Source organism: Serratia proteamaculans, from assembly GCF_949794035.1.
Classification (GTDB): domain Bacteria; phylum Pseudomonadota; class Gammaproteobacteria; order Enterobacterales; family Enterobacteriaceae; genus Serratia; species Serratia proteamaculans.
On the sequence record NZ_OX461105.1, the window covers coordinates 4,072,528 to 4,097,145 of the forward strand.

Below are 24,618 nucleotides of genomic sequence, written 5' to 3' on the forward strand. Positions count from 1 at the left end.
TCTGATCAAGATATTTCACCATAAGAGTTGTTCCCTGCTGAGTAAAAGCATGGAGTGACTACTCTTTTTGCATCGACTATGACCAGACAATTACATTCGTGTACGCACTCACCCGACGTTTACAGCTGACGAGCTGTTCATGTGACCGGGGCCAATGACACATATAAATCACCTTCCTCAGTCGGCCATGGAAACATGCCCACAGTCCACAAGAGACGCTCAACATGTTGTGAAAGCGCAAGGATCCTCTCGATTGTGAACTGATCGTCTGCATCGTAGAGCCGTCGTAAATCGCGCCCAAAAAGCTCAATCCAATCGCTAAGCCCATGGTTTTTCAAGTTTTCTTTAATCGAGGATCCCAGGAGCAACTCTTGCGATGGAAGCCCATCCCGATGCCCAAGCCATTCAGCTGCATGATCGAGTACTGAAGATATATGCATAAGGGCTACGTCTAGCAATTGGTCCATTGCTAGATCAACAAGGTATGTCCGCTTCGCGCATTGGATCGCTTGTTGTGCTGAGGACAGGCTATCCAAAAATAAAGTGGCAAATCGCTCACCAGCACCGTTATCGGCAAAGGCGCTAGTTTTCGCCGAAAAATACATGCCGGGACAGGAAGATGAGGCTACATGCAGTCGCCTTGAGACGATGTCAAATGGGATCTCTGACATGCTAGGAAGATCCTGCTCGTAAAGCGCGCTGTGTGCGACATTTGCGAGCATCCCAATAATGACGTGTAGAGCCCAAGCGTTGTTTTCATCCTCCGCATCAAGTAGCGCTCCTGCAATAACTGCGCTGAGCACAATATGCTCTTTACGCTTCCCGTCGCGGACGACATGAACGCATTTGGCTATGGCTTGACCGTAATTTCGAGGGCGGGTCCTGTCCGCAAGGAGCGTTTCCCCCCCCCTATCCAGGCTCTCCAGAGCTGCCACGTAGTCTGCCGCGAAGGTAATACCATCTAGATGTGAGAGTGGCAAATCCCGGCTCATTTCCTGGACTATACCCCGCATAATATTACCAAGTTTGGTCGCAGTTTCGGAATCGGCAAACCCTTGGCACGTTAGAGAGAAGCTAAAGCTATTGGTGTGATTGGCTGAGACAACGGAGTCCATCCCAGTCCTTGCGCTTGACTGCGAGGAGTCGCGCTGTCCGACTTCAGCTATCGCCTCTGCAACAACTTTTTTTATTGATAGGGAGCAGCGCTGACCGATTAGGGTGGCAAAGTCGGTAGAGTCGCAGGAGTTGCGGGCAATAAAAAAGCTGTCGCTGCAAGCGGCGCTTGCGGCGTTGATTTTTTCGATATTAATTTCTTTTATTTCTCTCTTAGATCCCACAAGTAACAGATCGTGAGCGATGGGCAAAATTATAATGTCAGGTATTTCTTGTTCTCTCAAAGTTAGAGCTGTTAGCGAGTCAGATCCGCTCTGTGCCAAAGCGATGCAGTCTGGAAGAATAGCCCCCTCAACACTGTACGTTCGCCATGACAGCTGCGCTAGATCCGCCACCCATTTACTCTCTTGGGATGTTCTTAATGCCTTGTTATGACCGTCCCGGGTCATAGCGGGAAGCGCTTCTATAAGTTTTATGAAAGCTTCGGCGACCACTGGCATTTGAAATGAGTAGAACTCGCTGAACGACTCGCGGAGCGAGAAGGCTAGGGCTCTCTTGGCGAAAGGACGCGGGAGTAATTCTCCGAGGAGAGACGAATTCAGTTCTTCCTCGATTGCAGCCAAGGGCAGACTCATGCCCACACTATCTATCCCCATCAATTCACGCAGTTGATCCGAGTCAGAGATTCGTACGGACAACTGATCTAACAGCTGCTCAGCGCCTTGAAGGAAGGTCGAGCGTACATGCGCCGTCCTTAACGTAAGGTGCGTCGTGACGCGGGCAGGAATTCGTGAGTTAATGATAGCCCCTCGGGGAGCACGTTGGAGCTCCTGGAGACTGGTGTGGATATCCAACTCAACTGATGTAATGAGATCGTCTAGCCTTTCTTCGTCTGCAGGCCCTAGCTTCGAGTAGAAGAACTCGCCAACTCCGACATCTTTTATACCGACCAGTCGGGCTGCGGTACCTCGCCGATGCAGCCACGTCCGCTCAGCTTCGCCGGTTTGCTCAGCGAGAAAACCTCGCTGTAGAAATCTGGGAATGTAATGTTGCCGTTTTCCTGCCATGTCGCGCCTATAACGATCTCGTTCAACCGAAGATCGTTCCTCTATTGTTGATTATTTGCGCGCAGCATTGTAGCTGCCCAAGAACATGTCACATGTCATTCGCAGAAGCGCCCTTTGATGCCAGTTCGAAAGACTACCTTTGCTACCAATAGCACATTCTAGCGCGACTCTTCGCGGGTAACGTTACCGCGTTCGCTGACGTGCTTTTTTATTCTTTTTTAGGCTCTCGCCCTTTGTTGATAAATTGCGTGTATTCGTTGTCTTCATCACTACTATGCTGCTGGCTCCCTCCCAGACTGTCACCATCAAATGTGTCATTGGTTTGGCTAGATGCAGAGCTTTGCTGCACGTTACCGCTGTCGCCGGCAACATCACCTTGATCAGTGACGTGCTCCCTGCTTTCAGCACGAGCAGCGGTTTACTGGCGAGTTTGTGACGCTAATTGCCCCCCAGCAGTTCCATCAATAAGTTCTTTGGCAGCTTGCACTCTATTTTTATGGTTTGCTTCTCGCCGAGTTGACATACCATCCGCCAGGCTAGAAGGCATATTTGATGCCATACGGCCAGCGTTGGAAAAACCCATGAACCCCTGACTTGGGCCACTATTTGAAGAGGATGAGCCTCCCGGGCCTCCGGAACCATCAGCAGGTGGCATTACAGTACCCGTCTCTTCTGAATATCCGCTGTTACCAGCATGAAAACCAGACTCCTCACTCATGGCAGCTTGTACAGATTCAAATGCAGCCTTAAGGGCAGAGGCGCCTCCAGCCCCCCCCCAGAAACCAAAGCCCCACTAACCGTAGTTATTACCGCACTGGCACTTCCCGCAGCTCCCATTAAAGCTCCAGAACCAAAACCACCGACTCCTCCCATTGATGCACCACCTGGAATATTCCCCATCATTGGTGGAACTTTATTAACCAATACCAAAAGGATAATGGATGCAACTAACATGACAAACATAGATTTGAAATGATTACGCCGTTTCATCCTCTCCTTTGGTATCGTCCATAATGCTTCACTAAAATTGATCTCATTCCAGGTCGCGTTAGTGAGTTCACTTTTACGTACCATCGTTAACAGCAAAAGTTTAACCGCTGCTCTGATTGATGGCGTCGTTCCTACCCGTTCCATCAGACCGATTTCAACTGACGTCAAGGCCCTGTCACGAGGCTCAAATTTCGCTATGCTTGCAGGCCGTACCAGATCAGCTGGATTCTCTACCTTCTGACCGCGCTCAATAGCCCAGCGATAGACTTGCAATACAATCTCTCTGGCGTGCACAGCTGTCGCCGGTGCCCCTCTCTCGACAATGTTATCGGTTAATGCGCGTAAGTCTTCATGTGTAATCTCACTCAGTTTCTGCTGGGCAAATTTTGCCTTCAACTCTCTTTGATATACCGAACGCCGCATATCACGCGTCGATTCAGCCATTTGATAGCCACGTAACCATTTCTCAGCCCACGCACCAAAAGTCTCCGCATCTTTGATACGCGCTTTATCTCTGGCTTTTTCCCTCGCAGGCGATCTTCCACCGGCAACCATTTTTTTAGCTTCGTTGAGCCGTTCACGCGCTTCTGCAAGCGAGATCCCTCCAACGCCATAGCGGCCAAAAGTAACGGTCTCCTGTCTTCCGTTTATTGAATAGTTATAACGAAATGAGATCGTTCCAGCCGGAGTGACCGCAACATACAGACCATCACGGTCATTAACTTTATAGAGTTTTTCCTTCGGCTTAAGGTGACGCAGCCTGGTGTCAGTCAACATGGTTTATTGTTTTCCTATATCAATTAATACCATGTTGTAAAAATCCCAGATAAATGATTTAACTACCTGTTTGTAATTAAGTTATGCAAAACCAATACCATAATTCAACCGGCATTTATCACATGGTACTTTTTCAAATCTGAATTCAAAACCAGAGAGTACCATCAAAAATTCCATTGAAAAAACCGTGCTTCCCGTTGCTAACAGCTGCCAGAAAGTGCCAGACAAAAAAACAAAAAAGCCCGCAGTTACGCGGGCTTAGAGGTACTTTACTGCTTTTACGTGCAGGCTGTTGCCAGACGCGAAATCATTCCCACTCAATGGTAGCCGGTGGCTTGCCACTGATGTCATAAACTACGCGAGAAATGCCATTCACTTCGTTGATGATGCGGTTGGAGACGCGGCCGAGGAAATCGTACGGCAGGTGCGCCCAATGCGCGGTCATAAAGTCGATGGTTTCCACTGCGCGCAGTGAAACAACCCAGTCGTATTTACGGCCATCGCCCATCACGCCAACCGAACGGACCGGCAGGAATACGGTAAATGCCTGGCTGACCTTGTTGTACAGATCGGCCTTGTGCAGCTCTTCGATGAAGATGGCATCGGCACGACGCAGCAGGTCGCAATACTCTTTCTTCACTTCACCCAGCACGCGCACGCCCAGACCTGGCCCCGGGAAAGGGTGACGGAACAGCATGTCGTACGGCAGGCCCAGTTCCAGACCAATTTTGCGCACTTCGTCTTTGAACAGCTCTTTCAGCGGTTCGACCAGACCCAGCTTCATCTCTTTCGGCAGTCCACCCACGTTGTGGTGCGACTTGATCACGTGCGCTTTGCCGGTGGCAGAAGCGGCGGATTCGATCACGTCCGGGTAGATGGTGCCTTGCGCCAGCCATTTAACTTCAGATTGCTTGCAGGCTTCTTCGTCGAACAGCTCAACGAACACGCGACCAATGATCTTGCGCTTGGCTTCTGGCTCGTCAACACCGGCCAGTGCGCTCAGGAAGCGATCTTCTGCCGCCACGTGAACAATGTTCAGGCCGAAGTGGTCGCCAAACATTTCCAGTACCTGCTCGGCTTCGTTCAGGCGCAGCAGGCCGTTGTCGACAAACACGCAGGTCAGGCGTTCGCCGATAGCGCGATGCAGCAGCATGGCGGTAACGGAAGAATCTACGCCGCCGGACAGGCCGAGGATCACGTGATCTTCACCCACCTGCTGGCGAATACGCTCTACCGCATCTTCAATGATGGTCGCCGGGGTCCACAGGGCTTCACACTGGCAGATATCCAGTACGAAACGCTCCAGCATGCGCTGGCCCTGACGGGTGTGGGTCACTTCCGGGTGGAACTGCACGCCGTAGAAGCGTTTTTCTTCGTTGGCCATAATGGCAAACGGACAGGTATCGGTGCTGGCAACGGTCACGAAGTCAGCCGGGATAGCGGTGACTTTGTCGCCGTGGCTCATCCACACGTCCAGCAGCGGTTTGCCGGCCGGGCTCAGGGCATCTTCGATGTCGCGAACCAATGCGCTTTCGGTAGTGATTTCTACCTGTGCATAACCGAACTCACGCTCGTTGGAACCTTCTACCTGGCCACCCAACTGCATCGCCATGGTCTGCATGCCGTAGCATACGCCCAGCACCGGGACACCGGCGGTGAACACGTATTCTGGCGCACGCGGGCTGTTGGCTTCGGTCGTGCTTTCCGGGCCGCCGGACAGGATGATGCCGCTTGGATTGAATTCGCGGATTTGCTCTTCGCTAACGTCCCAGGCCCACAGCTCACAGTAAACGCCGATTTCGCGCACGCGGCGTGCTACCAGTTGAGTGTATTGCGAACCAAAATCCAGAATAAGGATGCGATGCTTATGGATATTTTTTGTCATGTGAGGCGAATTCCAGCAACAGAGAAAAAGAGCGAAAATAGTGTTTTCGGGGTGAAGCGTTACGCCCCACCCCGGCTTCCCCCGCAGGAGAAGTTAAAGCATTAACCCATGCGGTAGTTCGGTGACTCTTTGGTGATGGTCACGTCATGCACGTGGCTTTCCTGAATGCCGGCGCCGCTGATGCGCACAAATTCAGCCTTGGTGCGCAGTTCATCGATGGTGGCGCAACCGGTCAGGCCCATGCAAGAGCGCAGACCGCCCATTTGCTGGTGAACGATCGCTTTCAGCATGCCCTTGTAAGCCACGCGGCCTTCGATACCTTCCGGCACCAGTTTGTCGGCGGCGTTATCGGTTTGGAAGTAACGGTCGGAAGAGCCTTTGGACATCGCGCCCAGAGAGCCCATACCGCGATAGGACTTGAACGAACGGCCCTGATACAGCTCGATTTCACCCGGAGATTCTTCGGTACCTGCCAGCATAGAGCCGACCATCACACAGGCTGCACCTGCCGCGATAGCTTTGGCGATGTCGCCGGAGAAACGGATGCCGCCATCGGCGATAACCGGGATACCGGTACCTTCCAGCGCTTCAACCGCGTCAGCGATAGCGGTGATCTGCGGTACGCCTACGCCGGTAACAATACGGGTGGTACAGATGGAGCCAGGACCGATACCCACTTTCACTGCGCTAACGCCGGCATCAGCCAGTGCTTTGGCGCCTGAAGCGGTCGCGACGTTACCGCCAACGATCTGCAGGTCCGGGTATTTGGCGCGGGTTTCGCGAATGCGCTGCAATACGCCTTCGGAATGGCCATGTGAGGAGTCAATCAGCAGGACGTCAACACCGGCAGCGACCAGCGCATCAACGCGCTCTTCGTTACCTGCACCGGCGCCAACGGCAGCACCTACGCGCAGACGGCCGTGCTCGTCTTTACAAGCGTTTGGCTTGCGTTCCGCTTTCTGGAAGTCTTTTACGGTGATCATGCCCAGCAGATGGAACTGATCGTCGACCACCAGCGCTTTCTCAACGCGTTTTTCGTGCATTTTCTGCAGCACGACTTCACGCGCTTCACCTTCTTTCACCGTAACCAGGCGCTCTTTCGGCGTCATCACGGCGGTAACAGGCTGGTTCAGATCGGTGACGAAGCGGACGTCACGGCCGGTAATAATACCAACCAGTTCGTTTTCTTCGGTCACTACCGGGTAGCCGGCAAAGCCGTTACGCGCGGTCAGTTCTTTCACTTCTTTCAGGGTGGTGGTCGGTGTCACGGCCTGTGGATCGGTGACCACGCCGCTTTCATGTTTTTTCACGCGGCGGACTTCTTCAGCCTGACGCTCGATGGACATGTTTTTGTGGATGAAGCCTAAACCGCCTTCCTGCGCCAACGCGATAGCCAGATTGGCTTCGGTGACGGTATCCATAGCTGCGGACAGCATAGGGATGTTCAGGTGGATAGTTTTGGTCAATTGGGTGCCGAGCTCAGCGGTATTAGGCAGAACCGTAGAGTGAGCTGGAACCAGGAGAACGTCGTCGAATGTCAGTGCTTCTTTTGCGATACGTAGCATGGGCAATATCTCACCAGAGTGGGCTGTGAAAAAGATAAAATATTGCCGCGGCATTATACAGAGCGTAATCGGTTGCCTCCAGCACTTTCTCACAAAAACTCTTGATTACCTTTTTCAGCCATGTAGTATCGACCAATTAAGTGCTTGTTTTGAAATTTGATCTGGGTCACATGTCGCTACCTGTTTCGCCGTCTATTTTTACCGTAAGCCGCCTGAATCAGACGGTTCGACAGCTGCTGGAAATGGAAATGGGCCAGATTTGGCTCTCCGCAGAGATTTCCAACTTCTCCCAACCCTCTTCCGGCCACTGGTATTTCACGCTGAAAGACGATCGTGCGCAGGTCCGTTGCGCGATGTTCCGCAACACCAACCGCCGTACCACTTTCCGTCCGCAGAATGGCCAACAGGTTCTGGTTCGCGCCAGCATTACGCTGTATGAACCGCGCGGCGACTACCAACTGATTGCCGAAAGCATGCAACCTGCCGGTGACGGCCTGCTGCAACAGCAGTTCGACCAGTTGAAACAACGCCTGAGCGCCGAAGGCCTGTTCGACCAGCAGTTCAAGCAGCCCTTGCCCAGCCCGGCCAAACGCGTCGGGGTCATTACCTCTGCCAGCGGTGCGGCGCTGCACGATGTGCTGCAGGTATTGCAACGGCGTGACCCTTCACTGCCTATCGTTATCTATCCCACTTCGGTGCAGGGCGCAGAAGCGCCGTTGCAGATTGTGCGCGCCATCGAAACGGCTAACCGCCGGGACGAGTGTGACGTGCTGATCGTCGGCCGTGGCGGGGGCTCGCTGGAAGACCTGTGGAGCTTCAACGATGAACGCGTGGCACGGGCGATATTCGCCAGCCGCATTCCGATCGTCAGCGCCGTCGGCCATGAAACCGACGTCACCATTGCCGACTTTGTCGCCGATCTGCGTGCGCCAACCCCTTCTGCCGCTGCCGAACTGGTCAGTCGCAATCAGCTGGAGCTGCTGCGTCAGTTGCAGTCCCAGCAACAGCGGATGGAAATGGCGATGGATTACTATCTGGCGCAGCGCCAGCAACAGTTCACCCGCATCAACCACCGCTTGCAGCAACAGCATCCGCACCTGCGCCTGGCGCGTCAGCAGACGCTGTTGTTCAAACTGCAACGGCGGTTGGAAGATGGCATGCAGAACCAACTGCGTGTGTCTTCACGTCGCAGCGAGCGGGCGCAACAGCGTCTGGCGCAGATGCAGCCGCAGGCACGCATTCATCGCTACCAGCAACGTGTGCAACAGCAGGAATACCGATTGCAACAGGCGCTGGAACGTCAGCTCAACGCCTGGCGTCAGCGCTTTGGCGTCGCCTGTAGCCAGCTCGAAGCAGTCAGCCCGCTGGCAACGCTGGCGCGCGGCTACAGCGTGACGCAAACCCCGCGCGGCGAACTGCTGAAAACCACCAAGCAGGCTCAGGTCGGTGAACTGCTGAAAACCCGTCTGCAGGATGGCTGGGTGGAAAGCGAGGTGAAAACCATCACCGTCGCCAAAAAGCCGCGCAAAAAACGCGCGGCTGAATAACTCCGCTTATTCCAGCGTAAAACTCTCGCCGGGCACGCCGTTGATCCACAACTCGCGCGTTTCTCCGGCAGGCAAGCTGAAGGTCAGGGTTTGCCATGCCGGTTTAAAGCGGCCTTCGGTGGTAATGTTCAGCGTGATGCGCTGATTGTCACTGAGCATCTCCCAGCGCAGCCACAGCGCGTCGCCCTGCTGCCAGCCATAACTTTCCCCGTCGTCTTCAAATAACAGCCCAGAAGCGCTGCCACAGCCTTTTAGCGGATAGAGTTTAAGCTCGCGCCGATCGTCGGTCGCCACATCAACATGAGCCAATCGGGATGACAGCGGCAACCCTGCACCGGCACGTACCAGTAACGGCAAGCGCTCCAGCGGGGCATCCAGCGCCACCGTCTGGCCACCGCTGAACCACTGGCCGCTGTAGAAGCAGTACCAGCCATCTCCGTTATCCGGCAGATACACCGGCCGCTGGCGCTGCCCCTGCTCCACCACGCTGGCCACCAGTAGATCGCGGCCGATCATAAAATCGTCGGTTTCCCTTAGGGTCTGCTCGTCATGCTCATGATCGAGGAAAGTCGGGCGCAGCATCGGCTCGTCGTCGGCACTGGCCTGCCACAGCAGGGTGTAGAAATACGGCATCAGCCGGTAACGCAGGTTAATCGCCTCGCGTACCGCCGGGGTGGCAGCCGGATACATCCAGGGTTCGTTAACCGTGGCGTCGTCGTTCCAGGAGTGAATGGTGAAACGCGGATGCATCACGCCGTTTTGCACCCAACGCACCAGGAGTTCGGCGTCCGGCTTGTCACCGGAGAAACCGCCGACGTCATGCCCCAGGTTATACAACCCCGACAGGCTCATGCCCAACCCCATGCGGATGTTGTAGCGCAGGGTCTGCCAACTGGTGCGGTTGTCGCCGCTCCAGGTCTGCACATAACGCTGCATGCCGGCACACCCGGAGCGCGAAATCAGATAGGGCCGCAGATCGGGAGCAAAACGTTGCTGGGCCTCCATTGAGGCACGCATCATCAGTAACGGCATCACCGGGCGGATATGCTTGATGGCAATCGGTCGGCCGAAACCGTGGCAACGAGCCTCACCGTCCCATACTTCGTATTCGTTATTGTCATTCCAGGTGGAATCGATACCCATCTCCAGCAGTTGCTGCGTCACGCCCTGCTGCCACCAGCGGACAGTCGCCGGATTGGTGAAGTCGAGGTGCGAGCCTTCGTCGTCCCAAAAGCTGGAGCGCTCCGGTTGGTCGCTTTCAGAATCACGGATAAACAGCCCCTGATCCGCCGCCTGCTGATACTGCGGGTGATCTTGCAACAGGCAGGGCTTGATGTTGGCCGCCAGCTTCAGCCCGGCATCGTGAAACGCCTGGCTCAGTAGCTTGGGCTGCGGCACCTTGTCGTAATTCCAGTTGAACACATAGCGCTTGTTGGCAATCGAGGTGTAACCCGATGACAGCTGGAAAGAGTCGCAGGGAATATCATGCTGACGGCAGAGCTGAATAAACTGCTGCAGTTGCTGCTGGGCATCCGGCGCGTCGGTGTAATGCATAGTGGATCCGCTGTAGCCCAGGCTCCATTTCGGTCCAAAGTGGGTCTTGCCGGTCAGGCGCACGAACGCCTTGGTCACATCCAGCACCCTCGGCCCAAGGAACAGGTAATAATCCAGATCCCCCGCCTCCGCCTGATAGCGCCGATAAGCCAGATGGTAGTTGTCGATCTCATTACCCAGATCCAGCCAGCAGCTGCTCAGGTTGTCGTAAAACAGCCCGAAACTGGCCTCTTCACCGCGGGTGATGGTAAACGGAATGTGTTTGTACAGCGGGTCGGTGCTGGCGGCGTTGTAGCCCATCGCGTCCAGATTACGCATTTCAAAGCGACGGCCACTGCGTTCCAAATCCCCGGCCTTCTCACCCAGGCCATAGTAACGCTCGGCAGTCTGGCGGCGCTGATAATGCGCCACGCCGTCACCGTGCGGATTAAGCAGGTAAGCGCTGGTGGGCCGATCGGCTGCCAGTGGACACCATTCCCCGGCGGCGTTGCAATGCTCCCACTCCAGCCACAACGGCTGATGCACGGTCACGCGCAGCGCAGACGTCGCCACCACCAGCCGATCGTCATGTTGCTGCAGCTGATAGCCCGGCAGGCCGAACCCGGCCACGCTCAGCCGATCACGTCCTTCCCAGGGCACGTCACTTTCCGGCGCAATACTCCAGGTGCGATCCAACGCCAACTCGCCGTTGCGTTTGATCAACACGCGGAACAGGTCATTTTCCAGTGCGTACAGGCAAAACAGGTGACGTTCGTCGACCAACAGTTCAATGCGATCGGCATACTGACCGGCCAACGTCCAATTTTTTAAGGTTTTCATAGGCATCCAACTTAACTATTAAGTGTTTTTTTACCGCCGCGTTCGGCGATCAAGGCAATCAGGAACAGGGCGCCGATCAGGTCGAAGAAGCCCATGGCGATAAACAGCGGATTGAAACCGACGGTATCGGAGACCGCGCCGATCAACAGCGTAAACAGGAAGCTGGCGATCCAGGCGCTGGATCCGCGCATACCGTTGACCGTCGCTACCTGGTTTTTATCGAACGATTCCACCACCAGCGCGCTGAGCATGCAGGAGATCACCTGATGGCCAAAACCGCCGATCGAGATCAGAGCGATCGCCAGGTAGGGATCTTTAGTGATCGCCACAAACGCCAGCGAGACCATCATGAATGCGCCGGTGACCGAACTGGCAACCACCGAGTTGACGCGGCTGCAGCCAAACCATTTGCGGTACAGCGTGGTGAGATAGCCGCTGGCAACGCTGCCGATGTCCGCCGCCAAAAACGGCAGCCAGGCAAACATGGCGATGTGTTTTAAATCCATGCCGCGCTCGGTGGCCAGGTACAGCGGCACCCAGAAACTGAATACCGCCCAGGCCGGTTCAGCAAGAAATGCCGGAATGGCTATGCCATAAAACTTTTTATTGCGGCACAGGATCGCCAGCGACTTGAGAAATGGCAGCCGGGGTAACTCGGGCTCGTTGTCTTCGCGGATCAGATCCAGCTCCTGCTGGCTCAGATTGGGGTGCTGCAGCGGCGAGTGATAGAAACGCCACCACAGCACGACCCAGACCAGCGCCAGCGCGCCGGAGAACAGGAAAGCGCCCTGCCAGCCAAAGGAGACATGGGCGATGACAATGATCGGCGGTGCCAGCATGGCACCAATAGAAAACCCGACGCCCGCCCAGCCGGCAGCGATCGGCCGTTCCTTTTTCGGGAACCAGTCGGAAATGGCCTTGGCGTTGGCCGGTGTGGCCGCCGCTTCTGCCCCACCCATGAAGAAGCGCAGGATCGCCAACTGCACCCAGGTGCCTGCCCCGGCGTGCATCATGCAGACCACCGCCCAGATGCTGGCGCAGATCAGGAACCCCATCTTCAGGCCGATCACGTCGATCAGCCAGCCACAGATCGGCTGAAACACCGTATAGGCCAGTTGAAACGACGCCACCACCCAGGAGTACTGTTCAGTAGTCATGTTCAGGCTGGTTTTCAGCTCCGGCGCCAGGATGCCCAGCGAATTACGAGTGATGTAGTTGACCGTCACGCCCAGTAAAAACAGCGCCAGCATCCACCAGCGCAGCGATTTAAATTTACGCCGGCCGCTGTCAACGACCGTCTGATTAATTTCAACACTCATCTGTCTTCTCTCCACGACGGCTGCCCGGTGACACAGCGCGCTTTTTGGTAGGGTACGTTTGGCTAGTGAAGGTATGGAACCCGTGAAATTGAGAGGCGCCTCACAGAAGCAGGCATATCGTCTTCACAACCACCTGATTTATTTTCATTTTATTTATAATTCAGTCCATTAATTGGACTGATAAATCTATAAAGTTGGCATACCAATTCAGACTATCCAGCCGGAAGCGTGAGCGAAACGTGGTTTTTTGCAAAAGTTTTCATACACAGGATAAAAGGTCGCCATAATGGCGACCAGAGCCTGACAGTACGCCGAAAAAACACCGTGAAAATATTTTCATTACCAAATTTGAAGGAGATCACAGAATGAACGGAAAGCTGAAAATACAGGAAATCGCCCGCCAAACCGGGCTGTCGATCAGCACCGTTTCACGCGTATTAGCTGGCAAGGCCAACACCAGCGCCGAGGCACGTCAGAAGGTGCTGACCTGCGCCCAACAGAAGGGGATCCTGCAGGGGATTTCCAGCGGCCGATTGATGTTGAACAACGTGATGGTCTTCGCCCCGCAACGGGCCTTTGACGTGCGCACCGATATCTTTTACTACAAGGTGATCCAGGGCATCACTGCTGCGCTGGCAGAGCACGAAGTCCGTATTCGCTATTGCGGGCTTGAGGAATTACACAGCGATGGCGCGCTGTTTCTGGAAAAGATGAGCGATCCGCAGACCCAGGCGGCACTGATTATCGGCATCGATGACGAACATATTCACCAGTTAGCCGCCGACCTGAACAAACCCTGCGTACTGATTAACTGCAGCGACCGTCAGATGCGGCTCGATAGCGTGTCGCCCGACCATCAACTGATTGGCGAGTTCTCCGCCAACTATCTGTTCCAACAGGGCCACAGCCATATTCTGAACCTGCAATGCCTGCGTCGGCACACCATGGAATTACGGCTGGCAGGCATTAAACAAGCCTATGCGCGACACAATATCGCCTTTGACGACGGTCGCCATCTGGTCACCACCTCCGGCTTCGGCAGCGAAGAGACCGAACAGGCACTCACCACCTTTATCAATCGGGTCAGCCACCGCTCACAGTTGCCCACGGCCATTCTCGCCGGTGGCGACTATATGGCGGTCGGCGCGGTCAAGGCGCTCAACAAACTGCAGTTGAACGTGCCGGGCGATATCTCGGTGATGAGCACCGACGGTTTTAATCTGGCGGAAATTCATGACGTGCCGCTCACCTCGGTACATGTACCGCGCGACGAACTGGGCTATGAGGCCATTCAACTGCTGCAGCGCCGCATGCTGCGTGCCGATGCGCCCCCATGCAACCTGCTGCTGCATGGCAAGCTGGCGGTTCGCACCTCGGTCAAACGCATCAGCGCCCATAAAACCAACCCGGCGGTCAGCACCCACGATCATCGTCTTTACGATGTCTGAGCTACACTTAGTGTCAAAATATTTATAGATACCCTATAGCTTGAAAGATGACGGGTAACTTTTTTTGCCTAAGGAGAGCCACTATGCCGACCCTAACAGCACGATCGGTCATCCCCCCTTATATGCTGCGCCGGATCATTGAGCACGGCAGCCTGCCGCAGCGCGACTGCGCATTGCACACCCTGAATCACGTTCAGAGCCTGCTAGGCAACAAGCCACTGCGGGCCCCCGGGGCGAAAACCTCGACCGGTGGTGAAGTCATCCGCGATATTTACGATGCCGAAAACAGCACTCAACTGCCCGGCAAACAGGTGCGTAATGAGGGCCAGGCCAGCAACCACGACGTGGCGGTGGATGAAGCCTATGACTACCTCGGCGTCACCTACGATTTTTTCTGGCAGGCTTTCAAACGCAACTCGCTGGACAACCAGGGCCTGCCGCTGACCGGCAGCGTGCATTACGGCAAGGAATACCAGAACGCCTTTTGGAATGGCCAGCAAATGGTCTTCGGCGACGGGGATGGTGAAATCTTTAACCGTTTTACCATCGCCATCGACGTCGTCGGCCACGAATTGGCGCACGGCGTCACCGAAAGCGAAGCCGGGTTAATTTACTTCCAGCAGGCCGGTGCGCTGAATGAATCGTTGTCTGACGTGTTTGGTTCTTTGGTCAAGCAGTTCCACCTTAAGCAAACTGCTGATAAGGCCGACTGGCTGATTGGCGAGGGACTGTTGGCGAAAGGCATCAACGGCAAGGGCCTGCGTTCGATGTCGACTCCCGGTACCGCCTACGACGATCCGTTGCTGGGGAAAGATCCGCAGCCGGCCAGCATGAAAGACTACATTCAGACCAAAGAAGACAACGGTGGCGTCCACCTCAACTCCGGTATCCCCAATCGCGCCTTTTATCTGGCGGCCACTGCACTGGGCGGCTATGCCTGGGAGAAAGCCGGTTACATCTGGTACGACACCCTGTGTGATAAGGCACTGCCGCAGGACGCTGATTTCGCCACCTTTGCCCGTACCACGGTGAAGCATGCAGAACAGCGCTTCGACAGCAAGGTAGCGCAAAAGGTACAGCAGGCATGGCATCAGGTGGGGGTGGCATAATGAAACCTTTGCCGGTGCTCAATCAGGATACGGTCATTGAGCTGGCGCGTGAAGGCGGTTTCGCCTTTATTCCCAAACTGGCGGGCCAGCGGCGCATTGCGCTGGCCGACATTACGCCAGAGCAACGGCAGCGCCTGAACCAACTGTTGAACCAGACTCTGCCCTATGCCCAGGAAGAGGGTCAGCCGGACTCCCCCGGCTGCGGTGACCAACGCTATTTTCGCGTGCAGATCAGCTATTACAGCCAAACCCTGCGCAGTGAAATCGTGCTGTTGATCCCGGAAACCAGCGCTCCACAGGCGTTAGTCGACCTGTGGAAAACCGGTCAGGTCGATGAGTGAATACTTACAACGGCTGATAACTGAATAGCACGCGCTTTTTGGAGATCATCCCGTCGCCGTTCTGGCACAGGTAGTCCACCGCGCCACAGGCCTTCAGCTCTTGCAACGGTTGCCCGCAATCCGGGCAGTGAGCCAATTGTTGATAATCGCTGTTACAGGCGGCGCAATGGTAGTGACCATTCACCCACTCCATCGTTTGATCGCATTGCGGACACTGCGCTTCCATAGTTTCTCCCAGGTTAAATCACGCCCCATGAGCGTAAGAAATAGATACCCAACGCGGTAGTGAAAAACGATCCGACGGTGGTGATGGCGATAATATTCGCCGCCAGCGTGGCGTTCCCTCCCATGGCGCGCGTCATTACATAGCTGCCAGACGCCGTTGGCGTGGCCGAGAACAGGAAAATAATCCCCAATGCCGCACCGTGAAAACCACACAGCCAGCCACCCAGCGTCATTATCACTGGCACGATAAACAGCTTGGCCGAAGAGGACAGCGCCGCCACGTTGGACGAGCGGAACATGGCGCGCAGATCCAAACTGGCACCGGTGCACAACAGTGCCAGCGGCAGCGACAGTGCAGAGATGTAGCTGCCCGTCTGCCGGATCACCTGAGGGATACCCAGGCCGGTCTGCGCATAGACCAAGCCGCACACCAGACCAATAATCAGCGGATTGGTGACGATGCTGCGCAACAGTGACAGGCGGCTGATCCTCTTGCCCTGCCCACCCTGCAGGCTACGCGTCAGGGTAATCACCGACAGTACGTTAAACAGGATCACCGTCACCGTCAGGTACAGCGACCCCAGCGCTATTCCTTCGCTGCCGTAAGCGGTCATGGCATAAGCCAGGCCGACAATGGCGGTATTGGCGCGGAAGCCCCCCTGAACGAAGACACCGCGTTCCCGCGGATCTTTAACCAGCCAGATAGCCGCCGCTTCCAGCAACAGGAAGGTGACGAGGGTACCGACAGCGCCAAAGATCACCAGCGGCAGGTTACCCAGCAACTGCGGGTGGTTGGTGGCGATGCTGAAGAACAACAGGCAGGGCAGCGCAATATTGAACACCAGCCGGGTGGCACCGTCGATAAACCGATCGTCCATCAGACGCCAGTGGCGCAGCAGTATGCCCAGCAACATCATTAACAGATTGGGGACAGTGACGTTAAATGCAAAACTCCAGGTTTCCCAGGACATGATGTTCCTTCAGGCTGACGGCGATAATCTACGGATAATAAAACGATTTCAGACCAATAAAAAAGGGGCGCGGTAGTGATACCGCGCCCCTCATACTGATGATCAGCTTTTTTTCAGGTGGCTCATCAGGCGTTTACGCTTGCGCATCTGGTTTGGCGTCAGCAGGTTACGCTTGCCGGCGAACGGGTTCTCACCCTCTTTGAACTGGATACGGATTGGCGTACCCATCACCTTCAGAGAGCGACGGAAGTAGTTCATCAGGTAGCGTTTGTACGAATCGGACAGATCGGTCACCTGGTTGCCGTGGATCACCACAATCGGCGGGTTATACCCACCGGCGTGCGCATATTTCAGCTTCACGCGGCGGCCACGTACCAAGGGTGGCTGGTGGTCGTCGGCGGCCATCTGCATGATTTTGGTCAGCATAGAGGTGTTCACGCGACGGGTCGCACACTCGTAAGCTTCCAATACCGAGACGAACAGGTTACCAACGCCGCTACCGTGCAGGGCAGAGATAAAGTGAATGCGGGCGAAATCGACAAAGCCCAGACGCATATCGAGCATCTCTTTCACGTGATCGCGATCTTCCTCGCTCATGCCGTCCCACTTGTTGACCACAATCACCAGTGAGCGCCCACTATTGAGGATAAAGCCGAGCAGCGAGAGGTCCTGATCGGAAATGCCTTCGCGTGCATCCACGACCAGCAACACCACGTTAGCGTCTTCGATCGCCTGCAGGGTTTTGATTACCGAGAACTTCTCTACGGTTTCCGTCACCTTGCCACGCTTACGCACCCCGGCGGTATCGATCAGCACGTATTCGCGCTCGTCACGAACCATCGGGATATAAATGCTGTCACGGGTGGTGCCCGGCATGTCGTAAACCACGACACGATCTTCGCCGAGGATACGGTTAGTCAGTGTGGACTTACCTACGTTAGGACGACCGACAATAGCCAGCTTGATCGGCAAATCCTGCGGGTTGAAGTCATCTTCCGGCTCGTCTTCCGGGCCTTCGAGGTTTTCACCTTCTTGCTCGGCCCAATAAGCGGCGTTAGCCTCTTCTTCGGTCAGCTCGACTTCTTCCGGCTTTTCACCGACAAACGGCACCAGCACGTGTTCGATCAACTGCGCCACGCCACGACCGTGGGAAGCAGCAATCGCATGCACGTCGCCCAGGCCCAGCGAGTAGAAATCGGCGGTGGCCATGTCGGGATCCATACCGTCGGTTTTGTTGGCAACCAGGAAGGTGGCTTTCTGACGGTTGCGCAGATGCTGGGCAATCCCCAGATCGGCTGGCATCAGACCGGCGCGAGCATCGACCATAAACAGCACGATGTCTGCTTCTTCGATCGCCAGCAGCGACTGACCGGCCATGCGGGTTTCAACGCCGTCTTCGGTGCCGTCAATGCCCCCGGTATCGACGATAATAAATTCATTACCCTCAACCTCAGCACGACCATACTTGCGGTCTCGCGTTAGCCCGGGGAAATCCGCCACCAGCGCATCGCGCGTATGGGTTAAACGGTTAAACAAGGTGGATTTACCCACATTCGGGCGCCCTACTAGCGCGACGACAGGTATCATTGTGAAGCCTCATTACTTAATAATCAAAGCGTTACTACACCATGGGTAGACACCAGGAGTGCAGCTTATAAAAATACGAAACGGCCCCTGAACACTCAGGAGCCGTTGGCAATCCGTGCGACGATCGGCGTTAGCGGGTGAAAGCGTAAACTTTTCCGCCCTTCGCCTGGATGACCAGCTTATCGCCAGCGACCATTGGCGCAGACAGGAAGCCGGAGCTATCCACTTCTTGCTGAGCAACAAAACGGCCGTCCGTGGTATTGATCCAGTGCAGGTAACCTTCTGAGTCACCGGTCACCAGGAAACCATTGTACATCACCGGCGGGGTCAGGTTGCGGTGCAGCAGATCGCTCTGCGTCCATACGGTCACGCCACCTTCGGTGCTCAATGCCACCACGCGATCGTTCTGATCGATAAGGTAGATGCGGCCGGCATCAACGATAAAGTCGTTCACCGAGCCCAATTCACGCTTCCACATGATCTGGCCGGAACGCAGATCCAACGCCGTCAGGTTGCCATTGTAACCTAATGCGTAGACAACGCCCTCAACAATCACCGGCGTAGTGTCGACATCGTTCAAACGATCGATTTCGGTCGCGCCGCTCGGCTGGGAAATACGTTGCTGCCAAATCAACTGACCTTGCTGCATCAGCACGGCATTTACGCGACCGTTATCACCGCCGACAATGGCTGCGCCAAAGGCAACGGCCGGTGCGGATTCACCGCGCAACGACAGTGAAGGCATGTCCAGGTTAACCGTCCACTTCACCGCGCCGTCAGATTCGTTCAACGCCTGCAGCAGGCCGTTAGTGGTGTGGATCAGCACCATACCGTCGCTGATCACCGGACGTGAAATCGCTTCGCCGGCCACTTTGGTCTGCCACGCGACGGTACCGTCTGCAGTATTCAGCGCGTAAACCACCGCTTTCTCACTGCCAACGTAAGCCTTGTCACCCGCGACCGCCATACCACCCGACAGCAGTGCCGGCAGGTTGCTGGAGAAGAAGCCGGTTTTCTCAGAGAGATCAACCTTCCACTTTTCGTTACCGTTATCGGCATCCAGCGCTTTCACGATGCCGTGACGATCGGCGGCATAAATCGTATTGTCCTGGAAAGCAGGACGCAGGTGAGAATAGAACTCACCGACGCCGTCACCGACCGAGGTACTCCACGCCTTGTTTGGCGTGAACTGATTTTCAACTTTCGGCAGCGGCGACATGGTAACCACGTCTTCTTCACTGTTGAACAGTGAGCAACCACTCAACAAGGCAACGGAAACCAGTCCGACCAAGAGTGTTTTACGCAATTGCATGGGAATTCCCCTTAGCTGGACAAGTTATTCAATTTCATGCGCAGCAGAACTTGCAGCGCCTGAGAAGCGTTAGACTCAATGCCTTTACTGTAAGCCTCACGCGCACCTTTGGTGTCGCCTTTGGCCAACAGCACGTCGCCGCGCGTATCTTGCGCCATCGCCGCCCAGCCTTCGCCTTTCACGCCATCCAGCGTTTTCAGCGCGTCATCCAGCTTTTTCTCCTGCACCTGGACACGGGCCAGACGCAGGTTAATCATCGAAAGCAGGTTTTCATCTTTGGTCTGGCCCTGAGCCAGCACCAGTTGTTGGCTCGCTTTGGCAAACTCATTCTGCTCAACAAAATGCTTCGCCAGCTCCAGCGAGGCCATCACGCCGTAGCTGTTGCTGTTGGCCTGTGCAAACTTCTCCGCAGCGGCGACATCGTCCGGTTTACCGAGAGCCAGACGATCGCTGGCTTCCTGATAAGATTGGGACGCAACCATCATGTTGGAGTTTTCGTGGCTCTGCCAGTAACGCCAGCCGACCAGGGCACCAATTCCGAGCACCACGCCCACTGCCAGCGCTTTGCCGTTTTCAGCAAAGAACCGACGCACGGCGTCGACTTGTTCGTTTTCAGTGGTATAGACTTCCACGGTGTCCTTCTCCTTAACCTAACATCGTTGCCAGACGCACTGCGACTTCGCTTTGCGCCAGCGTTTCTTGTTCACCACTGCGCAGGTCTTTGACCACGACCTGCTGGGCTGCGACTTCGTTCTCACCCAGGATCAAGGCGACGCGTGCGCCCCACTTATCCGCACGGGTGATCTGCTTCTTAAAGTTACCGCCGCCGTAGTTGGTCATCAGTTTGAGCTGTGGCGCCGCATCACGCACGCGCTCCGCCAACTGCATGGCCGCACTCTGAGTCCCTTCACCGGAGGAGATCACGTATACGTCAATGGTCGCCGCGGCTTTGAACTCTGGGTTAACAGCCTGAACCAGCAACACCAAGCGCTCCAGGCCCATGGCGAAACCGACTGCCGGCGTTGCACGCCCGCCCAGTTGCTCGACCAGACCGTCATAACGCCCGCCGGCACACACCGTACCCTGAGCGCCCAAACTGGTGGTCACCCATTCGAATACCGTACGGTTGTAATAGTCCAGACCGCGCACCAGGCGTTCATTGATGGTATATGGGATGCCTGCCTGCGCCAAAAGTTCACACAGACCTTCGAAGTGGGCTTTGGATTCTTCATCCAGATACTCGGACAGCCGTGGCGCGTCGTTCAACAACGCCTGCACTTGCGGGTTTTTCGAGTCCAATACGCGCAGCGGGTTGCTGTACATGCGACGTTTGCAATCTTCGTCCAGCTTCTCTTGATGCTGTTCCAGGAATGCCACCAGTGCATCGCGGTAATTGGCGCGTGCTTCCAGTGAACCAATGGAGTTCAGCTCCAGCTTGACGTGCTCGGAGATCCCCAGCGCTTTCCACCAGCGGGCACTCAGCAGGATCAGCTCGGCGTCAATATCCGGGCCCTGCAGGCCAAACACTTCGGCCCCCAGTTGATGGAACTGGCGATAGCGGCCTTTTTGCGGGCGCTCGTAGCGGAACATCGGGCCGACGTACCACAGACGCTGCTCCTGATTGTACAGCAGACCATGTTCGATGCCGGCGCGAACGCAGCCAGCCGTCCCTTCCGGACGCAGCGTCAGGCTTTCGCCATTGCGGTCGTCGAAGGTATACATCTCTTTTTCCACGACGTCGGTCACTTCGCCGATCGCGCGTTTGAATAACGGGGTCTGCTCTACAATCGGCAAGCGGATTTCGCTGTAACCGTAGCCGCTAAGCACCTGCTTGAGGATGCCTTCAATACGCTGCCATAATGCCGTTTCTTCCGGCAGGTAGTCGTTCATGCCGCGAATGGCTTGAATGTTCTTTGCCACGTGAGTTCTCTGTCCGTTGTCTATAAAAATGAACCCGATTATAGGGACTTTGCCGTCCCGTATTCAACGCGAATGCAGAGTTCTGCTCCCGGGTTCATAAACAAGCGGGCTAAAAAGCCCGCCGTATCGGTATAATGCTTATTTTTCCAGCAGGTTGACCGCGATGCGATTGCTTTCATCCAGCATCGACGCCTTGGCGCGGATTTTGGCTTCCAACTGGTCAATCATCTGCTCGTTGTCGAAACGTTCTCTCTGGCGCACGCCGTCTTCGTAGAAACCACTCTTTTTGTGGCCACCGGTCACGCCCAGCGTGGAAACCAGGGCTTCGCCCGGGCCATTGACCACACAGCCGATAATCGAAATGTCCATCGGCGTGATAATGTCTTCCAGACGCTGTTCCAGCGCGTTCACCGTACCGATAACGTCAAATTCCTGACGTGAACAGGTCGGGCACGCGATAAAGTTAATACCGCGAGCGCGGATGCGCAGCGATTTCAAAATGTCGAAACCGACCTTCACTTCTTCCACCGGATCGGCTGCCAACGAGATACGCAGGGTATCGCCGATGCCTTCCGACAGCAGCAGCCCCAAACCAATCGCCGACTTCACTGAGCCACTGCGTGCGCCACCGGCTTCGGTGATGCCCAGATGCAACGGCTGATCGATACGCGCAGCCAGCAGACGATAGGATTGCACCGCCAGGAAAACATCGGAAGCCTTAACGCTGACTTTAAACTGGTCGAAGTTGAGGCGGTCGAGGATATCAACGTGGCGCATGGCGGATTCGAGCAGCGCTTCCGGCGTAGGTTCGCCGTACTTTTCCTGGATGTCTTTTTCCAGCGAACCGCCATTCACCCCGATACGAATAGGGATGTTTTTATCGCGCGCGCAGTCTACCACTGAACGGATACGCGACTCGTTACCGATATTGCCCGGGTTGATGCGCAGGCAGTCTACGCCATACTCTGCAACCTGCAGCGCGATACGGTAATCGAAGTGGATATCGGCGACCAGCGGCACGTTGACCTGCTGCTTGATCAGCCTGAATGCCTCGGCGGCATCCATGGTGGGGACTGAAACGCGGACGATATCGACACCCACGCGCTCCAGTGCTTTGATCTGATTAACCGTGGCTTCAACATCAGTGGTACGGGTGTTAGTCATCGACTGCACGGCAATCGGCGCACCATCACCAATAGGCACATTGCCGACGTAAATTCGCGTTGATTTTCGACGGATGATGGGCGATTGGTTATGCATTACTTACTCTCCATTGTTGCCCTGACTCAACGACAATGGCCGCGCAATTACTGCGCGGCAACGGTCAGACGAGCAACACGGTTTGACTTAACAAACCGGCTTAAATCAACCGGCTTACCTTGATATTGAATCTGTACTGCGGCCGGTGCACCAATGGTCAGTTTGTACGGCGCGGTACCCGCCAGGCTCAGCTTGCCGCCGCTTTTCTGGCTGCCGCTGTACAACGTTTTACCGCTGGCATCACTCACCTGCAGCCAACAGTCGGCGGAGAACTCCATGACCAGCGCGTTAGGATCAACCGCAGCGGCAGTCACACCCGCGTCAGCGGTTGGCAAGGGTGCGGCAGGTGCCACAGGCGTTGTCTCTGGCAGCGTTGTCTGGCTTGGTGAAACCACCGCAGGTTGCTGCGCGGTTGCACTGCCGGTAACGGCCGGAGTCTGCGACTGCTGTGGAGCAACGCCGGTATCAACCGGCGTGGAACCATTGTCAGCCAAAGGTGCACTGTTGTCGGCATTGCTGTCGGTCAACGGCACAGATTGGCCTTCATTGTTATTCTGTGAAAGCTGGGCAGAGGATTGATCGGCCATAGTGGCGATTTCTTCCTGCTGGGCCTTGTGGTTTTGCCACCACCAGGCGCCGGTCAGGCCAACCACTACGAAAACGATCAGCCAGGTGAAGCTCATCAGCCAGCCGTCGCGTTTTTTGCGGCGCTTGCCCAATGAGAAACTCTGCATGGGGGCAACTTTCGCCACCTTCAGCGGAGCCTGCTTGGCCAGCATCGGCAGCAGTTCATCCTCTGGTACACGCACCAGCTTGGCGTAGGAACGGATATAACCCCGCACGAAGGTTGAAGCCAAATCTGCGGACAGATTGTCTTCTTCGATATCGCGCACGGTAGACATTTTGAGGCACAGGCGTTCTGCAACGGCCTGTTGACTCAACCCGAGTTGTTCACGGGCTTGACGCAGACGTTCGCCTGTCGTCATTGATACGGTTTTATCTTGGGAGGCTTCAGTATTCATTAGCTAAGAACTGCTGGTACTGTTTGGATTGTGGAAAACTTCGCGATAACTGCTTGCCATAACGTTGCACGCTATCTTGGCGCCCGGCTAACGCGGCGAAACGAATCTGTAACCATAAGCTGTCGGCGCTAGCCGGCAGAACATGTTGATAACTATCGAGTAAAAGTTGCGACTGCGCGCGCTTCCCTTCTCCAAATTGCTTTTCTGCCTCCACTAACAGTGGAGTACCCTTGTCCGGATCGATCTTCATCGCACGCGTTAACAAGGTACGTGCTTCATCGTTCTGTCCGGCCTTGAGAAAACAGTAACCTGCGTTTTCCAGGCTGTCGGCAACCTGACCGTAATCCGGTGCTACTGCCGCAGCGCTAAACTGCTGTTGTGCCGGTACATACTGCCCTAAACTGCAAAGAAACGCACCGTAATTATTCAGCACGGTGCCATTGCCAGGCGCAAGTTTGAGCGCTTGCTGATAACGCTGTTCGGCCGCGCTATTTTCACCCATCCGCTGCTCATAGAGTGCCATGCCCAATTGGGTACGGTAATCCTGTGGGGCAGCGTCCGCCGCCTTCTCCAGATTCTGTCGCGCGGCAGGTAAATCGCCCTGCTTCAGATATTCCAGACCCAGTTGCAAACGCGTCTGGCCCGCTTGTGACTGCGCGTCTTTTTCTTCCGGTGTTGAACCGGAACAGCCCGCCAGTAAACCGGCTGCCAGCAACATCCCCCACAGAGTCAGCTTCATGCCTGCATTCATTTCCTTGTCTGATGTCACCTTACAATCTGTTGGTAT

At 55.5% G+C, this 24,618-nt stretch carries 19 protein-coding genes and 1 pseudogene; 4 read left to right on the forward strand and 16 right to left on the reverse strand.

Annotated features, from left to right (window positions below; genetic code table 11):
- Positions 1-137: 137 nt before the first annotated feature.
- From QOT07_RS18970 to guaB, 5 genes and pseudogenes are all read right to left on the reverse strand, one after another.
- Positions 138-1,748 carry a hypothetical protein gene (locus QOT07_RS18970; RefSeq protein WP_283603751.1) on the reverse strand — a complete coding sequence of 537 codons (1,611 nt, stop codon included), beginning with the start codon at positions 1,746-1,748 and terminating at the stop codon, positions 138-140.
- 305 nt (positions 1,749-2,053) lie between these two features.
- Positions 2,054-2,206 carry a hypothetical protein gene (locus QOT07_RS18975; RefSeq protein ID WP_283603752.1) on the reverse strand — a complete coding sequence of 51 codons (153 nt, stop codon included), beginning with the start codon at positions 2,204-2,206 and terminating at the stop codon, positions 2,054-2,056.
- Positions 2,207-3,155: 949 nt separating this feature from the next.
- Positions 3,156-3,947, reverse strand: a pseudogene (locus QOT07_RS18980) (tyrosine-type recombinase/integrase); the annotation flags it as partial.
- Between the two features lie 307 nt (positions 3,948-4,254).
- Complete coding sequence (gene guaA, locus QOT07_RS18985) at positions 4,255-5,832, reverse strand: glutamine-hydrolyzing GMP synthase (protein WP_207979608.1); 1,578 nt, start codon at positions 5,830-5,832, stop codon at positions 4,255-4,257.
- Positions 5,833-5,933: 101 nt separating this feature from the next.
- Complete coding sequence (gene guaB / locus QOT07_RS18990; RefSeq protein ID WP_085118229.1) at positions 5,934-7,397, reverse strand: IMP dehydrogenase; 1,464 nt, start codon at positions 7,395-7,397, stop codon at positions 5,934-5,936.
- 170 nt (positions 7,398-7,567) lie between these two features.
- On the opposite strand from guaB, the gene xseA reads away from it, so the two are divergent.
- Positions 7,568-8,944 (forward strand): exodeoxyribonuclease VII large subunit, encoded by a 1,377-nt coding sequence (gene xseA, locus QOT07_RS18995; RefSeq protein WP_207979606.1) that lies wholly within the window; start codon positions 7,568-7,570, stop codon positions 8,942-8,944.
- Positions 8,945-8,950: 6 nt separating this feature from the next.
- Here xseA and QOT07_RS19000 read toward each other — a convergent pair whose 3' ends face one another.
- A complete protein-coding gene (locus QOT07_RS19000; RefSeq protein ID WP_283603754.1) occupies positions 8,951-11,317 on the reverse strand; it encodes a glycoside hydrolase family 31 protein in 2,367 nt (788 codons plus the stop codon).
- A gap of 11 nt (positions 11,318-11,328) precedes the next feature.
- Complete coding sequence (locus QOT07_RS19005) at positions 11,329-12,636, reverse strand: MFS transporter (RefSeq protein WP_085118233.1); 1,308 nt, start codon at positions 12,634-12,636, stop codon at positions 11,329-11,331.
- Between the two features lie 365 nt (positions 12,637-13,001).
- Here QOT07_RS19005 and QOT07_RS19010 point away from each other — a divergent pair, with 365 nt between their 5' ends.
- The 3 genes from QOT07_RS19010 (at position 13,002) to QOT07_RS19020 (ending at position 15,534) form a co-directional block, all read left to right on the forward strand.
- Positions 13,002-14,084 carry a LacI family DNA-binding transcriptional regulator gene (locus QOT07_RS19010; RefSeq protein ID WP_283603755.1) on the forward strand — a complete coding sequence of 361 codons (1,083 nt, stop codon included), beginning with the start codon at positions 13,002-13,004 and terminating at the stop codon, positions 14,082-14,084.
- A gap of 83 nt (positions 14,085-14,167) precedes the next feature.
- Positions 14,168-15,193: a M4 family metallopeptidase gene (locus QOT07_RS19015; RefSeq protein WP_283603756.1), complete on the forward strand. Its 1,026-nt coding sequence runs from the start codon at positions 14,168-14,170 to the stop codon at positions 15,191-15,193.
- A complete protein-coding gene (locus QOT07_RS19020; RefSeq protein WP_099062660.1) occupies positions 15,193-15,534 on the forward strand; it encodes a protealysin inhibitor emfourin in 342 nt (113 codons plus the stop codon). Before QOT07_RS19015 ends, QOT07_RS19020 begins: the two co-directional genes overlap by 1 nt.
- A gap of 4 nt (positions 15,535-15,538) precedes the next feature.
- Here QOT07_RS19020 and QOT07_RS19025 read toward each other — a convergent pair whose 3' ends face one another.
- From QOT07_RS19025 to pilW, 9 genes are all read right to left on the reverse strand, one after another.
- Entirely contained in the window at positions 15,539-15,760 is a 222-nt protein-coding gene (locus QOT07_RS19025) for a zinc ribbon domain-containing protein (protein ID WP_283603757.1), read from the reverse strand.
- A 13-nt stretch (positions 15,761-15,773) separates the two neighbouring features.
- A complete protein-coding gene (locus QOT07_RS19030) occupies positions 15,774-16,730 on the reverse strand; it encodes an AEC family transporter (protein ID WP_283603758.1) in 957 nt (318 codons plus the stop codon).
- A gap of 102 nt (positions 16,731-16,832) precedes the next feature.
- Positions 16,833-18,317 (reverse strand): ribosome biogenesis GTPase Der, encoded by a 1,485-nt coding sequence (gene der, locus QOT07_RS19035; RefSeq protein ID WP_085118243.1) that lies wholly within the window; start codon positions 18,315-18,317, stop codon positions 16,833-16,835.
- A 130-nt stretch (positions 18,318-18,447) separates the two neighbouring features.
- A complete protein-coding gene (gene bamB / locus QOT07_RS19040) occupies positions 18,448-19,629 on the reverse strand; it encodes an outer membrane protein assembly factor BamB (RefSeq protein WP_085118245.1) in 1,182 nt (393 codons plus the stop codon).
- Positions 19,630-19,640: 11 nt separating this feature from the next.
- On the reverse strand, positions 19,641-20,261 hold the full coding sequence (locus tag QOT07_RS19045) for a YfgM family protein (protein WP_099062663.1): 621 nt from the start codon (positions 20,259-20,261) through the stop codon (positions 19,641-19,643).
- Between the two features lie 13 nt (positions 20,262-20,274).
- On the reverse strand, positions 20,275-21,549 hold the full coding sequence (gene hisS / locus QOT07_RS19050; RefSeq protein WP_283603759.1) for a histidine--tRNA ligase: 1,275 nt from the start codon (positions 21,547-21,549) through the stop codon (positions 20,275-20,277).
- Positions 21,550-21,687: 138 nt separating this feature from the next.
- Positions 21,688-22,809 (reverse strand): flavodoxin-dependent (E)-4-hydroxy-3-methylbut-2-enyl-diphosphate synthase, encoded by a 1,122-nt coding sequence (gene ispG / locus QOT07_RS19055; protein WP_099062665.1) that lies wholly within the window; start codon positions 22,807-22,809, stop codon positions 21,688-21,690.
- Between the two features lie 47 nt (positions 22,810-22,856).
- Positions 22,857-23,831: a cytoskeleton protein RodZ gene (gene rodZ, locus QOT07_RS19060; protein ID WP_099062666.1), complete on the reverse strand. Its 975-nt coding sequence runs from the start codon at positions 23,829-23,831 to the stop codon at positions 22,857-22,859.
- Positions 23,821-24,570: a type IV pilus biogenesis/stability protein PilW gene (pilW, locus tag QOT07_RS19065; RefSeq protein ID WP_085118253.1), complete on the reverse strand. Its 750-nt coding sequence runs from the start codon at positions 24,568-24,570 to the stop codon at positions 23,821-23,823. Before pilW ends, rodZ begins: the two co-directional genes overlap by 11 nt.
- Between the last annotated feature and the right edge of the window lie 48 nt (positions 24,571-24,618).